This is a genomic window from Pseudomonas asplenii, assembly GCF_001293465.1.
Classification (GTDB): domain Bacteria; phylum Pseudomonadota; class Gammaproteobacteria; order Pseudomonadales; family Pseudomonadaceae; genus Aquipseudomonas; species Aquipseudomonas fuscovaginae_B.
Genome location: NZ_JSYZ01000007.1, coordinates 244,278 through 258,034 on the forward strand (window position 1 = coordinate 244,278; position 13,757 = coordinate 258,034).

General features: G+C 66.7%; 13 protein-coding genes. 10 read left to right on the forward strand and 3 right to left on the reverse strand.

From position 1 onward, the window contains the following. Positions 1-96 precede the first annotated feature (96 nt). Positions 97-1,089, reverse strand: coding sequence for a P1 family peptidase (locus PF66_RS10805; RefSeq protein WP_054062666.1), 993 nt, complete (start codon positions 1,087-1,089; stop codon positions 97-99). Between the two features lie 497 nt (positions 1,090-1,586). On the opposite strand from PF66_RS10805, the gene PF66_RS10810 reads away from it, so the two are divergent. The 6 genes from PF66_RS10810 to PF66_RS10835 all read left to right on the forward strand — a co-directional run bounded on the left by PF66_RS10810 (position 1,587) and on the right by PF66_RS10835 (position 9,788). Then, positions 1,587-4,022, forward strand: a complete 2,436-nt coding sequence (locus PF66_RS10810) for a TonB-dependent receptor plug domain-containing protein (protein ID WP_054062667.1) — start codon at positions 1,587-1,589, stop codon at positions 4,020-4,022. Between the two features lie 64 nt (positions 4,023-4,086). Further along, a complete protein-coding gene (locus PF66_RS10815; protein ID WP_054061118.1) occupies positions 4,087-5,415 on the forward strand; it encodes an LLM class flavin-dependent oxidoreductase in 1,329 nt (442 codons plus the stop codon). Then, positions 5,412-6,431, forward strand: coding sequence for an LLM class flavin-dependent oxidoreductase (locus tag PF66_RS10820; RefSeq protein ID WP_054062668.1), 1,020 nt, complete (start codon positions 5,412-5,414; stop codon positions 6,429-6,431). Before PF66_RS10815 ends, PF66_RS10820 begins: the two co-directional genes overlap by 4 nt. Then, a complete protein-coding gene (locus tag PF66_RS10825) occupies positions 6,428-7,423 on the forward strand; it encodes an LLM class flavin-dependent oxidoreductase (protein ID WP_054062669.1) in 996 nt (331 codons plus the stop codon). Before PF66_RS10820 ends, PF66_RS10825 begins: the two co-directional genes overlap by 4 nt. Positions 7,424-7,642: 219 nt before the next feature. Then, the gene (locus PF66_RS10830) at positions 7,643-8,647 is read left to right on the forward strand and encodes an LLM class flavin-dependent oxidoreductase (RefSeq protein WP_054062670.1); all 1,005 of its coding nucleotides are present in this window, start codon (positions 7,643-7,645) and stop codon (positions 8,645-8,647) included. 1 nt (position 8,648) lies between these two features. After that, positions 8,649-9,788, forward strand: coding sequence for an LLM class flavin-dependent oxidoreductase (locus PF66_RS10835; protein ID WP_054062671.1), 1,140 nt, complete (start codon positions 8,649-8,651; stop codon positions 9,786-9,788). Positions 9,789-9,959: 171 nt separating this feature from the next. Here the strand turns inward: PF66_RS10835 and PF66_RS10840 are convergent, their stop codons facing one another. Together PF66_RS10840 and PF66_RS10845 are read right to left on the reverse strand one after the other, a co-directional pair. After that, a complete protein-coding gene (locus tag PF66_RS10840; protein ID WP_054059387.1) occupies positions 9,960-11,039 on the reverse strand; it encodes a sigma-54 interaction domain-containing protein in 1,080 nt (359 codons plus the stop codon). Beyond that, entirely contained in the window at positions 11,036-11,251 is a 216-nt protein-coding gene (locus tag PF66_RS10845) for a TOBE domain-containing protein (RefSeq protein ID WP_054059386.1), read from the reverse strand. Before PF66_RS10845 ends, PF66_RS10840 begins: the two co-directional genes overlap by 4 nt. A 243-nt stretch (positions 11,252-11,494) precedes the next feature. Here PF66_RS10845 and PF66_RS10850 point away from each other — a divergent pair, with 243 nt between their 5' ends. The 4 genes from PF66_RS10850 (at position 11,495) to PF66_RS10860 (ending at position 13,754) form a co-directional block, all read left to right on the forward strand. Then, on the forward strand, positions 11,495-12,316 hold the full coding sequence (locus PF66_RS10850; protein WP_054062672.1) for an aldo/keto reductase: 822 nt from the start codon (positions 11,495-11,497) through the stop codon (positions 12,314-12,316). Between the two features lie 153 nt (positions 12,317-12,469). Next, positions 12,470-12,826: a VOC family protein gene (locus PF66_RS10855; protein WP_054062673.1), complete on the forward strand. Its 357-nt coding sequence runs from the start codon at positions 12,470-12,472 to the stop codon at positions 12,824-12,826. Between the two features lie 98 nt (positions 12,827-12,924). Next, a complete protein-coding gene (locus PF66_RS33420; protein ID WP_241494319.1) occupies positions 12,925-13,146 on the forward strand; it encodes a hypothetical protein in 222 nt (73 codons plus the stop codon). A 32-nt stretch (positions 13,147-13,178) separates the two neighbouring features. Next, positions 13,179-13,754, forward strand: a complete 576-nt coding sequence (locus PF66_RS10860; protein WP_241494320.1) for a hypothetical protein — start codon at positions 13,179-13,181, stop codon at positions 13,752-13,754. The last annotated feature ends 3 nt before the right edge of the window (positions 13,755-13,757 follow it).

Below are 13,757 nucleotides of genomic sequence, written 5' to 3' on the forward strand. Positions count from 1 at the left end.
ACCGCGGGATTCATCCGCGAAGAGGACCTGGAGACCGCCAAGAGCCTCGCGGATGAAGCCCACGGTAGCTCGCAGGCGCATGAAGGCTTGGCGCAATCACTTGCGCGCTTCGAACACCCCCCGCGCAATCGCCCGCGCCACGCAATCGGCTGCCGCCGAGCCGATATAGCCGATCTGCACCTGCCGACGCGGCCCGTCCACCAGCGGCAACTCCCCGGAGGCCAGGGCGAACACCGTGTCGCCATCGAACGGCAGGTGCGCCGGCCGCACCGCCCGGGCAATGCCGTCCTGGGCCATGATCGCCACACGCTTGCACTCGGCAGTGGTCAGCCGGGCGTTGCAGGCCACCGCCACCAGGGTGGTGTTGGCACCGGCCTGCAGGCGGCCCATGCTGTCCAGCCGCGACAACTCCGGCATCGGGTCGCTGGCGTCCGTCACCGCGGTGGGCCGCGCGCCCCCGAACTCGCCGGCGATCTCCCAGGGCCAGGACCAGAAGGTCTGTCCGTCCGGCATGTACACCGAGCCGATGGGGTTGGCCACCACCAGGGCCGCCACCACCAGCCCGTCCTCGAGGGCCAGCGAAGCCGAACCGAGCCCGCCCTTGAGCACGCCGGCCATCGCTCCACGACCGGCCCCCACCGAACCCAGGGCGAAGTCTTCACCGACATTGTCCAGTGCCTCGAAGCCAAGGCGGCGGTACGGCGGCTCCAGCCCCCAATGCTTGTCGCCACCGTTGGCCAGGTCATGCAGCACCGCCGCCGGCACGATCGGAATCGCCGGTGCACCGGCCTTCAGGTGCAGGCCGACTTCCTGTTGCGACAGCGCCGCCGCCACCGCATCCGCCGCGCCCAGGCCGAACACCGAACCGCCGGCGAACACCAGCGCATGCAGTTGCCCGACCATGTTCTGCGGCTCCAGCGCCGCCGACTCCCGCCCCCCCGGACCACCACCACGAATATCGATGCTGGCCGTCCAGGCGCCATCGGTGCGGATCACCGTCACGCCGGTGTCGACCCGCAGGTCGGTGGCGTGTCCGACGCGAACGCCAGGTACATCGGTCAACAGGTTACGGGGTCCCGGTAACGGCATGGTCATTTCCTGAGTTGAAGAATATCGGTGTCCTGCCCTTGCGGGAGCCAGCTCCCACAGCACATGTATCGGATCCATTGAGCAAGTGATGTGCCAGCCATCGATGACCCCATGTCGGCTCGGCATGGCTGGCGAAGGCCTGTTGCTAACTCAACAGCCCCCATCGCGACTGCTGACAAATCAACACTCGCCTTCCCCGCTACGCCCACCCACCGCGCGCTGTAGAAAAACCAACAGCCTGAATCGCCGCCGTTGGAAAAACACCAGATCCGCTTCGTCATACGAGCCAAAACCTTGATTTTAAAGGGCTAAAACACATGGCACAGGCCTTGCTCCACGGCCTTCAGCAGAGCTTGAGACCGCGGCCATCGCGCCGGTCCGGCAACAAGCCGTCACTGACCACGCTTGCGACGACCCGCCACGACACCGTCGCCTTACCCGAACAAGGTGGGCCCTGCCAGGGGCCACACCGGGGAACCACTGGAGCGATTCACATCATGAGTTCGACACGCGCCGCCGGCCGCCAGGCCCGTACCACCTTCACCCACAGCCTGCTGTTCCTCGCCGTCTGCGAGGCCCTGAGCTACAGCAGCCTGACCCTTGCCGCCGACACCCCCGCCAGCGACAACCCGCTGGACACCGTGGTGGTCATCGGCAACCGCGGCCAGGCCCGTACCCTGGCCGAAAGTCCGGCCCCGGTGGACGTCATTTCCTCCAGGCAACTGCTCGCCACCGGTCAGGGCGACCTGACCCGCGCCCTGAGCAAGGTCCTGCCGTCGCTGAACCTGCCGGCCTCCTCCGGCTACGGTTCGGCCTCGGTGGTACGCCCGGTGAGCTTGCGCGGCCTGAACGGCGACCAGGTGCTGGTGCTGGTCAACGGCAAGCGCCGCCACAACAGCGCCCTGCTCAACAACGGCACTTTCCTCAACTCCGGCTCGCAACCGGTGGATCTGGACATGATCCCCACCGCCCTGGTCGATCATGTCGAAGTCCTGCGTGACGGCGCCTCGGCCCAGTACGGCTCCGACGCCATCGGCGGCGTGGTCAATATCGTGCTCAAGCAAACCGACCACGGCGGCAGCCTGTCCACCACCTACGGCCAGAACTTCGAGAACGGTGACGGCGAGACCGCCCGCCAGACCGGCAACCTCGGCCTGTCGCTGCCCAACGACGGCTTCATCAACCTGGCCCTGGACGTGAAGAAACAGAACGTCTCCGACCGTTCGGACGCCGCGCCCTACACCGACAGCGCCGGCAACACCAGCCTGCGCCACACCTACTACGGCACCGGCCTGCCGGAAGCGCGCAACTTCAGCTTCGGCTACAACGCCGAGTTGCCGGTGGACGACGCCCTGACCCTCTACTCGTTCTCCACCTACACCCGGCGCAACTCGGAAAAACCCCTGGCCTTCCACCAGCCGGCCAGCTTCGACGGCATCGCCACGCCGTTCCCCGAAGGGGTCGAGGACACCCTGCGTTTCATCGAGAACGACTTCCAGGTCGCCTTCGGCGGCAAGGGCCAGGTCGCCGGCTGGGACTACGACCTGTCCAGCACCTACGGCCAGGACCATGCCCAGGCGACCCTGCGCCACACCTACAACCTCAGCTACGGACCGGACTCGCCGACCTCCGTCGACACCGGGGTCAAGACCTTCAGCCAGTGGACCAACAACCTCGACCTGACCCGCGCCTTCGACCTCGGCCTGGCCAAGCCGACGCAGATTTCCTGGGGCCTGGAACAGCGCTATGAAAACTACAAGATCGGCAAGGGCGACTACGAGTCCTATGCCCTGGGCAACTTCAGCACCGGCGCCAGCGGCAACCCGATCGCCCCGGGGACCATTTCCGGGGCCGGTACCACGCCGGCCGATGCCGCCAAAAAAGGCCGTACCAGCGTCGCCACCTACGCCGAGATCGGCCAGGACCTGACCGACAAGTGGCACGTCGACCTGGCCGGGCGCTATGAGCACTACAACGACGGCTCCGGCACCACCACCAACGGCAAGCTCGCCACCCGCTACCAGCTGACGCCGATTCTCGCCGTGCGCGGCAGCTTCAGCACCGGGTTCCGCGCACCGTCGCTGGCCCAGCAAATCTACAGCTCGACCTCCCAGAGCAGCGTCAATGGCAACCTGATCGACTACCGCAACGTCGCCGTCGACTCGGCCGTGGCCAAGGCCCTTGGCGCCGAAACCCTCAAGCCGGAGAAATCGACCAACTTCGGCCTGGGCCTGACTCTGCAACCGCTGGACAACGCCAGCATCACCCTCGATGCCTACCAGATCAAAATCAAGGACCGCATCGCCCAGACCGGCTACCTTGGCGGAACCCCGCAGATCAACGCGATCCTCGCCGCGGCCGGACTCAACACCAACCAGGCGGTCACCTACTTCACCAACGCCCTGGACACCACCACCCGCGGCATCGACCTGGTCGGCGACTACCGCCAGGACCTCGGCGCCTACGGCAGCCTGCGCTACACCCTGGGCTTCAACTGGAACACCACCGAGATCGATGCGATCCACGCCTCGGACGTGGCCCAGCAGGCCCTCGGCCCGGATGGCGGCTACGACCGCCAGCGCCAGGGCAACCTCAAGCACGGCACGCCGGAATCCAAGCTGCTGCTGGGCGGCACCTGGACCGTCGACAAGTTCGACATCGGCCTGAACCTGACCCGCTATGGCGAGTACACCCAATACGGTACCTCGGCGATCTACGACCGCACCTTCGCGCCGACCTGGATCACCGACCTCAACGTCGACTACCACGTGACCAAGGCCATCACCCTCACCGCCGGGGCCAACAACCTGTTCAACATCTACCCGGAACGCACCAGGCTGGCGAGCAGCTCGGGCGGCTTCCCCTACGGCAACTTCTCGCCCTACGGGACCACCGGCGGCTACTGGTACACCGGCGTGACCTACAACTTCTGACCCACCTGGCGCTGCCGGCGATCACCTGCGTCGCCGGCCTTGCCTGCTCAACGGGAGCCCGTTAATGACCCGCCGAACCGATCAACTCAAGCTCGGAGCCTTTCTCGCCAACAGCGGCCATCATGTCGCCGCCTGGCGCCATCCCCTGGCCCAGGCCGATGCCAGCCTGGACTTCGCCCACTTCAAGACGATTGCCGAAACCGCCGAACGTGGCCGGTTCGACGCCCTGTTCATCGCCGACGTGGTTGCGCTCTGGGGCCACCACCACGATGCCCTGAGCCGCACCGCCCGCGCCGAACATTTCGAACCGCTGACGCTGATGTCCGCACTGGCGGCCGTGACGAACCACATCGGCCTGATCGCCACCGCCACCACCAGCTACAACGAGCCGTACCATATCGCCCGCAAGTTCGCCTCCCTCGACCACCTTTCCGGCGGTCGTGCGGCCTGGAACCTGGTGACCTCGGTGGTCTCCGACGAGGCCTGGAACTTCGGCCGCGAACGGCACATCGACCACGGCGACCGCTACCAGCGCGCCGAGGAATTCCACGACGTGGTCAAGGGCCTGTGGGACAGTTGGGACGACGACGCCTTCACCCGCGACAAGGCCAGCGGCCAGTACTTCGACCCGGACAAGCTGCATACCCTCAACCACCGTGGCGAACACTTTTCCGTACGCGGCCCGCTGAACGTCGCCAGGCCACCCCAGGGCCACCCGGTACTGGTCCAGGCGGGCGCCTCGGAAGCCGGCAAGACCCTCGCTGCGCGGGTCGCCGAAGTGATCTTCGCCTCCGCCAGCGACCTGGCCGATGCCCAGGCCTTCTACCAGGACATCAAGGCCCGCGCCGCCGATCTTGGCCGCGACCCGGACCACATCAAGATTCTCCCCGGCATCACGCCTTTCATCGGCGAGACCCGCGAACAGGCCCAGGCGCTGTTCGACGAGTTCCAGGCCCTGATCGACCCGGTACTCGGCCTGCGCCTGCTGGCCGACACCCTTGGCGAAGATATCGACCTGAGCGGCCATGACCTCGACGGCCCGTTGCCCGAGACCCCGGTCGGCCAGCGCGGCAGCCGTCGCGACAAGGTGCTGGAGCTGGCGCGCAAGGAAAACCTCAGCATCCGCCAGCTGTACCTGCGCCTGGCCGGCGGCAACCCGGTGATCGGCACCGCCGCCGATATCGCCGATCATTTCGAGGCCTGGTTCCAGGCCCGCGCCTGCGACGGCTTCAACGTGTTCTTCCCGTACTTCCCCGGTGCCATCGAGGTGTTCGTCGACCAGGTGACGCCACTGCTGCAGGCGCGTGGACTGTTCCGTCGTGAATACCAAGGCCGCACCTTGCGGGAAAACCTCGGGCTGCCACGGCCGGCCAACCGGTTCAGCCGATCATGAGCGGCGGTTTCTCCCTGGGCTTTCTCAGCCGCGTCTACCGCCCGGCCTTCGACCCGCAGGTCTACCGCGACACCCTGGAGCTGTTCCGCGTTGCCGAGGAGCTGGGCTTCGACAGTGGCTGGGTGGCCCAGCACCACTTCGCCAGCGAACAGGGCCGCCTGCCCTCGCCACTGGTCCTGCTGGCCGCCATCGCCCAGCGCACCCGGCGCATCGCCCTGGGCACCGGCATTATCGTGCTGCCACAGGAGGACCCGCTGCGCCTGGCCGAGGATGCGGCGGTGCTCGACCTGCTCAGCGGCGGCCGCCTGGAACTGGGCCTGGGTGCCGGCTTCGACCCGCAGACCTACGACGCCTTCGGCCTAGATCACGGTGAGCGCCACCGCGACTACGAAACCCGCCTGCAACGCCTGCGCTCGGCTCTGGGCAACGCACCGCTGAGCGCCGACGGCGCGCGCCTGCTGCCCCGTGCCGAAGGACTTGGGCGATGCTTGTGGGAGGCGACTTCACGGGTCGAACAGGTCGCCGCCCGCGGCAACGGGCTGATCATGGCACCCAATCCGCACCTGCCGCCCGAGGCCGGCGTGGAGCTGGTGGAGCGCTATCGCCAGGCCTGGACCGGCGACAACGGCACCCCGGCGCGGGTGGTCCGGGTTCAGGCGGTCTTCCCTGACGCGGATGCGGCGGCGCCGGGATCGACGCTGCACGGCGATATCCTCGCCTACGTGCGTCGCCAGCAGAGCATCGGTGTCTATCGGGCCGGAATCGATGCCGACTTCAACCAGGTGCTCGCCCGTCTCGGGGTGCTTCACGGAGCACCGGAGCGGATCGTCGAGGCTCTCGCCCAGGGACCGCGCCTGGGTGCCCACGACCATCTGGTCGTGCAGGTGCAGACCGCCAGCACGCCACCGCGCGAGGCCATCCGCGCACTGCAGATCATCCGCGAACGGATCGCCCCGGCGCTGGGCTGGCAGCCGACCCCGCAGCGTCCCTCGTCCCTGGAGAAACCGCATCCATGAGCAGCGTCCGTCCCTTCAAGCTGGGTTTCCTCAGCCATGCCTTTGGCGATGATCCGCAGCAGGTCTATCGCGACCTGATCGAACAGTTCGAGGTCGCCGAAGCCCTCGGCTTCGACGGTGGCTGGATCGCCCAACACCACCTGAGCAACGGTTTCGGCCGCCTGCCCTCGCCGCTGATCCTGCTGTCGGCGATCGCCGAACGCACCCGCACCATCGAGCTGGGCACGGGTGTCATCGTGCTGCCCTTCGAGGACCCGGTGCGCCTGGCCGAAGACGCCAGCGTGCTCGACAGTCTCAGTGGGGGTCGCGTGCAGCTGGGACTGGGCAGTGGTGGTGCCAACCTCGACAACTTCGCCGCTTTCCGGCGCGACGCCGAGGAACGTCAACAGGACTTCGCCCGACACCAGCAACGGCTGCAGCAGTTGCTCAGGGGCGGCCCGGTGGACACCTCAAGCGACCTGACCCTGCAACCGCCGGCAGCGGGCCTGGCCCGACGCCTCTGGCATTCCCACGGCAGTGTCGAGGGCGCGGCCTACACCGCCCGGCAGGGCAATGGCCTGCTGTTGGGGACGGCGACCCATGATCCGCTGACCGTGCAGAAGCCTTTGGCGGATGCCTACCTGCAAGCCTGGGAGCATACCGGGCAACCGCCGCGCATCGGTGTGGTCCGGGCGATCTTTCCGGCGGCCGACCGCGCCAGCGCCCAGGCCGAACTGGCGGTGGACATCGAACGACATATCCCGCGTCTCAAGCGCGAGGGGCTGATCGATGAGGCGGTGGACCTGCAGGAACACCTGCGGCTGATGAACGTGCATCACGGCCACCCCGACGAAGTGATTGCCAGCCTGCGCCAGGACCCGTCGCTGCTGCCCTACGCCGACTACGTGATCGCCGTGGTCCAGGCCGAAAGCTCGACCCAGGCGCAGATCCTCCGGCGCCTGGAAATCCTCGCCGGCGAAATCGCCCCGGCCCTTGGCTGGCGTCGCGCATGAGCACAGCGCAACCCTGGCTGGCGGTGGCGTATGCACCGACGCTGCAAGGCCGGGGGGCCCATTCGCGGGCCAGCCCGGCTCCTACGGATGTGCGTCATGCCTCCTTGCCGCCTACGACTCGATCCATTGGAGGAGCGGGCCGATCGGTGCTCCGCTTGCTGGCGATCGACAACAACGCGCAGTATCAGGCACAACCCCATTCCTGTCCGGGAACCCCACATGGCACTTGAATTCAGTTGGCAACTCCCCCTGTGCGGTCCCGGCCAGACGCCGGGCTGGGCCCAGCAGCCCGGCCAGTGGATGCAACTGGCCCAGGCGGCGGAGTACGCAGGGCTCGACGGCCTGTGGATCCCTGGTGGCGCCCATTGCGCCGACAGCCTCGGCGTGGCCGCTGCGCTCTGCGCCCATACCCGGCACCTGCACCTGACCGTCAGCGTACCGCCGGAAGTCATGCTGCCCGCCGCCCTCGCCGCCACTGTCCAGAGCCTGCAATCGATCAGCTGCCACCGCGTGCGACTGCACCTGCCCGACAGCGAACAAGGCAGCCTGCGCAGCGCCTTCGGCGAATGGCTCAACCGCGACCAGCGCAACGAGCGTATCGGCGAATACCTGGAAATCCTCGGTCCACTGCTGCAACCCGACGGCGACGAATTCAACTACGACGGCCGCTACTTCCAACTGGAAAACGCCGGCGTCGGTCGCCGCCCGCTGCCCGCCCCGCCCCTGGTGCTCGATGACTCCCAGGACGCCGCGCTGATCGCCCGCCATGCGCAGGTCTGCCTGCTGCGCTCGGGCGCACCGCACTGGCTGCAGCAGGCCATCGAACGCCTGCGCGACAGCCAGGGCCGGCTGACCTTCGCCAGCCGCTTCGGGCTGATCGTGCGCGACACCGAGGACGAAGCCTGGGAGGCCGCCCAGGCCACCCTGGAACAGCCCCCCTTGCAGGTCCCGGACGTCCCGTCGCGGGTCCTGCCGCTCAAGCGCCAGCAGCACCCGGCACGGCGCTTCGAGATCCATCCGAATCTGTGGCAACCCCACAGCGACCAACCGCTGTACATCGTCGGCAGTCCGCACCAGGTCGCCACCCGCCTGCAGCAACTGCACGGACTGGGCCTGGGTCAGGTGATCGTCCAGGGGGAGCCGGCGGTGCGCGAGGTGCTGCGGTTCGGCGAACAGATCCTGCCGTTGCTGACGGCTCAAGGCTTGCGCAAGGAGCGCTGCTAGCATGCCCCACGAATACCGCTCGGCCCTGGAAATCGACTGGTTCCTGCCCACCAACGGTGACGGCCGCCACCTCACCAGCAGCGGCCTGCCCCGCACCGGACTGCTGCAGGCCGGCGAGCGCGCGCCGCCCCTGGACTATCTGCGCCAGATCGTCCGCGCCGCCGAACTGGCCGGCTTCGACTCGATCATGGTGCCGACCGCCAGCGGCTTCGAGGACCCCTGGCTGATCACCGCGGTACTGGCCCAGGAAGTGCGTCGGCTGAAGTTCCTGCTGACCCTGCGCCCCGGCCTCGAACTGCCCGCCTACACCGCGCACCGGGCGGCCACCCTGCAACTGCTCAGCGATAACCGCCTGGCCCTGCATGTGGTCAGCGGTTCCAGCCGCTTCGAGCAGCGCTCGCTGGGCGACTACCTCGAACACGACGAGCGCTACGCCCGTACCGCGGAATTCCTCCAGGTGTTCCAGGCGGTCTGGGCCGGCAAGGGCCTGCCGTTCCACGGGCGCTACTACCGCAGCACCAGCGCCACGCCGATCAGTCCCTATGCCTCGGCACCGGCGATCTACTTCGGCGGAGCCTCGGCGGCGGCCGAACAGGTTGGCGCCACCCACGCCCAGACCTACCTGATGTGGTGCGAACCGCCGGCGATGATCGCCGAACGGATCGAACGCATGCGCGAACTGGCGGCGCTACAGGGGCGCACGCTGCGCTTCGGCCTGCGCCTGCACATCTTCGCCGCGGCCACCGACGATCAGGCCTGGGCCCATGTCGAGAAGCTGCTGGAGGAGATTCCCAAGGAGGCCATCGACCGGGCGCAATTGCAACTGGCGGCGTACGAGTCGGTGGGCCAGAGCCGCCAGACGCAACTGGTCCAGGGCCGTGGCCGACGGGCGCGGGAGCTGGAGGTTTCGGCCAACCTGTGGGCCGGTGTCGGCCTGGTGCGGGGGGGCGCCGGAACCGCGCTGGTGGGTAGCTATGAGCAAGTGGCGCAGCGGATCGAGGAGTATCACCAGCTAGGGGTCGACAGTTTCATCCTGTCGGGTTTTCCGCATCTGGAAGAGGCGATTCACCTGGGTAGCGAGCTGTTGCCGCAGTTGCGGCGCATCGGTGCGATGCAGCGACAAACCGAACAACGAGTTTGAATGGGCCCCATGGGTGCGACTTTGCCTGAACCGGCCTCTTCGCGGGCAAGCCACGCTCCTACAGAGCCATGTTGTGCGCAAGACCGGCGTACGACACAACCTTTGTAGGAGCGTGGCTTGCCCGCGAAGAGGCCGGCACTCCTTGCACCAAACTACCGCCCCTCCACCGACTCAGGATTTCGCTCGGCCCTTGAGCATGCCGTGGTTGACCAGCAAGGTACGCATCGCGTTACGGGTAATCCCCAGCAATTGAGCGCTGCGCAGTTGGTTGAACCCGGAAAAGGCAAACGCCTCGCGCACGATCAGGTCTTCGATGTCATGCAGCAGGCTCTCGCCCGGCACCTCGAACAACCGCAGCAACTGCTCGCGGATCACCTCCTGGGGTACCCGCGCCACCGTACTGGCACTGGGACTGCGCGCGGCACTGAGGCCGGCGGAAAACTTCAGGTGCTCGGGGCGGATCGGCTTGTCGCCCGCCACCAGCAAGGCCAGGTGCACGACATTCTCCAGCTCGCGGATGTTGCCCGGCCAGGGATAGTCGAGCAGCGCCTGGGTAGCCGCCTCGGAGAGCATCGGTTCGACGATTTTCAGCCGTTGGCTGTAGAGCTTTCGGAAGTGCTCCACCAGCGGCAGGATGTCCAGCGGCCGCTCGCGCAACGGCAGTACGCGGACCTGGGCGACGTTGATCCGGTAGAACAGGTCGAGGCGGAAATTGCCCGCCTCCACCGCCTGTTCCAGGTCGATGTTGGTCGCCGTCACCAGGCGGATATTGATCTTGATCGGCTTGCGCGAGCCGACCCGGACGATCTCCTGCTCCTGCAGCGCCCTGAGCAGTTTCACCTGCAACGGCAACGGCAGGTCGCCGATTTCGTCGAGAAACAGCGTGCCGCCATCGGCCTCCTCGAACCAGCCGGCACGCCGCCCGACCGCTCCGGAAAAGGCCCCGGCCTCATGCCCGAAGAACTCGCTCTCGGCCAGGGTTTCGCTGATCGCCCCGCAGTTCACCGGAACGAAGGCACCCGTGCGACCGCTGGCCGAATGGATATAGCGCGCCACCAGTTCCTTGCCGGTGCCGGTCTCGCCATTGATCAGCACCGGCGCTTCGCTCGGTCCGACCCTCTGCAGGTAATCGAGCAGTTGCCGCGAACGCGGGTCGGCGAATACCAGGGCCTTGGCGCGAATCGACAACGGGTCCTTTTCACCCTGCGGCAGGGTCAGGATCGGGCCGGACCGCCCGGCGGTCGTACTCATAGCTTGGCGATGGACACTTCTGTGGATTTGACGAAGGCGATCACCTCGCCGCCGACCGCCAGTTCAAGATCGCGCACCGAGCGCGTGGTAATCACCGAAGTGACGATGCCCGAAGCGGTCTGCACGTCGATCTCGGACAGCACCTCACCGAGGTTGATTTCCTTGATGACGCCACGGAACTGGTTGCGGACGTTGATAGCCTTGATGGTCATGGGGCAGCTTCCTGTCTGGGAGAGTGGCACGAACGTCGTGCGGTTCGTGGATAAGGTGCACCTTTCTCTATTTTTTCAAAAGGAATTAATAATCATCATTTTATTCCTTTAGGAAATAAGTCAGCGAATCTTCCTGAACACCCTTCCTGCGTGGCTAGAATCAGCTTTCGGAAACCGGCATGGCGGAACCTCGCGGACCGACCGTTGCCACACGGATACCCCCGGTATTTCAAGGAGACTTCAATGCGAACGCTCGATCTGGCCGGCGTGGCCGTCCCCGTCATCGGCCAGGGCACCTGGCGCATGGGTGAGGATCAGCAGCAGCGCGCCCATGAGGTGCGTGCCCTGCAGGCCGGCATCGACCTGGGCATGACCCTGATCGATACCGCCGAGATGTATGGCGACGGCGGTGCCGAGGAAGTGGTCGGCCAGGCCATCGCCGGGCAACGCGACAAGGTGTTCTTGGTCAGCAAGGTCTATCCGCACAACGCCAGCCGCAAGGGCATTCCCCTGGCCTGCGAACGCAGCCTCAGGCGCCTGGGCACCGAATACATCGATCTGTACCTGCTGCACTGGCGCGGCCAGTATCCGCTGGAAGAGACGGTCGAAGCCTTCGAGCGCCTGCGCGAGCAGGGCCGGATCGGTCGCTGGGGCGTGTCCAATTTCGATGTCGAAGACCTGCAGGAATTGGCCTCGCCGTTCTGCGCCACCAACCAGGTGCTGTACAACCTGCAAGAGCGCGGCATCGAGTTCGACCTGCTGCCCTGGTGGCAACAGCACAACCTGCCGCTGATGGCCTACTGCCCGGTCGGCCAGGGCGGCGCCCTGCTCGACAGCCCGACGCTGCAGCAGATCGCCGCTCGCCACGACGCCACCCCGGCTCAGGTCGCGCTGGCCTGGGTGATCCGCCATGAAGGTGTGCTGGCGATTCCCAAGGCGGTCAACCTGGAACACGTGCGGCTCAACGCGGCTGCGGTGCAACTGGAGCTGGACGAACACGACCTGGACGCCATCGACCGGGTGTTCATGCCGCCCAAGCGCAAGCATCGGTTGGCGATGGTGTAAGCCGGGGTGATTCCTGGAAGATGGGGGCGCACCCAGGGAAATATCGATAGCTCCAGGCTAGCCCGATCGGCCTGCGGGCGCTGGGCACCGGCTGAGGCTGTCGGGACGAATCTCGGTTAGACTCTCCAACCTCCATCAACAGGGAAGTAACACATGAGTGTTCGAGGCAAGGACCGGCAGATCGACAACATCGAGTTCAACGTCAGCGACATCGCGCGCAGCAAGGCCTTCTATGGCGAAGTGTTCGGCTGGAGCTTCGTCGACTATGGCCCCAGCTACACCGAGTTCAGCGACGGCCGCCTGACCGGCGGATTCACCACCGGTGAACCGGTACGTCCTGGTGGGCCACTGGTCATCCTTTATGCGCAGGATCTGGATGCCATCCAGCAGAAGATCGAAGCCGCGGGCGCGACCATCAGCCGGGCACGGTTCTCGTTCCCCGGTGGCAGCCGCTTCCACTTCATCGACCCGGATGGCTACGAACTGGCGGTCTGGAGCGACCAGCAGTAACGACTTGGGGCAGTCCAAGCCGGCAGTATTCACAGAATCTCCTTCTGCAAGGCAGCTCCCATATACTGCCGCCCTCTTCCCTCATTCAAGGATGAATCGTGCGTATCATCGTCATCGGCGGCCTGGGCAATTTCGGCGCGCGGATCTGTCGGCGCCTGGCGCTGGAGCCCGGCCTGGAGCCGATTGCCGCCAGCCGCAGCGCCAGCGCGGGCCGGCACCGCTTCGACAATGGGCAGACCGTCGCCACCCTGCGGCTTGATATCGAAGCCGCCGATTTCGAGCAACGCCTTGCCGCGGCCAGCAGGCGCCTCGCGGCGTAGCAACCATCCAGGCGGTATTCGGCTATGCCGGGTTGGCCTTCGACCGTTGGAATGGCGGGGCTTGGGTAAAGCAGTACGGCTGGCAGGACATCCGCACCTTCCGCTTCGCCGACTTGGGACGCCGCTGGGGCGCGGCCTGTGATGTGCCGGACCTGGCACTGTTCCCAAGCCGTTATGCCGGGGTCCGCGATGTCGAATTCCATGCCGCCCTGGAACTGCGCCTGGAACATGCCGGCCTGTGGCTGGCGGCAGCCTTGCGGCGCCTGGGCATGCCACTGCCGATCAGCCGGTTCGCCGCACAGCTGGATGCCTTGTCGAGAAAGGCCCTGGACCGCTTCGGCAGCGACCTGGGCGCCATGCGCGTGCACCTGCGCGGCCTGCGCCAGGACGGCACACCCGGCAGCCTGACCTGGCAACTGACCGCCCCCGGCGGCAACGGCCCGGAGATTCCCTGCATGGCCACCGTGCTGCTGGCCTGCAAGCTGGCCAAGGGGGAAATCCTCCGGACCGGGGCGATGCCGTGCCTGGGCCTGGTGCAACTGCAGGAGTTCGAACCGGAATTCCAGCGCTGGGGCTTCACCTCGGCAGTTGTCGACGGCGAAACCTGACAC

Coding starts and splice junctions, on each gene's coding strand:
- PF66_RS10805 (WP_054062666.1), bottom strand. CDS start 1,089: ATGCCGTTACCGGGACCCCGTAACCTGTTGACCGATGTACCTGGCGTT.
- PF66_RS10810 (WP_054062667.1), top strand. CDS start 1,587: ATGAGTTCGACACGCGCCGCCGGCCGCCAGGCCCGTACCACCTTCACC.
- PF66_RS10815 (WP_054061118.1), top strand. CDS start 4,087: ATGACCCGCCGAACCGATCAACTCAAGCTCGGAGCCTTTCTCGCCAAC.
- PF66_RS10820 (WP_054062668.1), top strand. CDS start 5,412: ATGAGCGGCGGTTTCTCCCTGGGCTTTCTCAGCCGCGTCTACCGCCCG.
- PF66_RS10825 (WP_054062669.1), top strand. CDS start 6,428: ATGAGCAGCGTCCGTCCCTTCAAGCTGGGTTTCCTCAGCCATGCCTTT.
- PF66_RS10830 (WP_054062670.1), top strand. CDS start 7,643: ATGGCACTTGAATTCAGTTGGCAACTCCCCCTGTGCGGTCCCGGCCAG.
- PF66_RS10835 (WP_054062671.1), top strand. CDS start 8,649: ATGCCCCACGAATACCGCTCGGCCCTGGAAATCGACTGGTTCCTGCCC.
- PF66_RS10840 (WP_054059387.1), bottom strand. CDS start 11,039: ATGAGTACGACCGCCGGGCGGTCCGGCCCGATCCTGACCCTGCCGCAG.
- PF66_RS10845 (WP_054059386.1), bottom strand. CDS start 11,251: ATGACCATCAAGGCTATCAACGTCCGCAACCAGTTCCGTGGCGTCATC.
- PF66_RS10850 (WP_054062672.1), top strand. CDS start 11,495: ATGCGAACGCTCGATCTGGCCGGCGTGGCCGTCCCCGTCATCGGCCAG.
- PF66_RS10855 (WP_054062673.1), top strand. CDS start 12,470: ATGAGTGTTCGAGGCAAGGACCGGCAGATCGACAACATCGAGTTCAAC.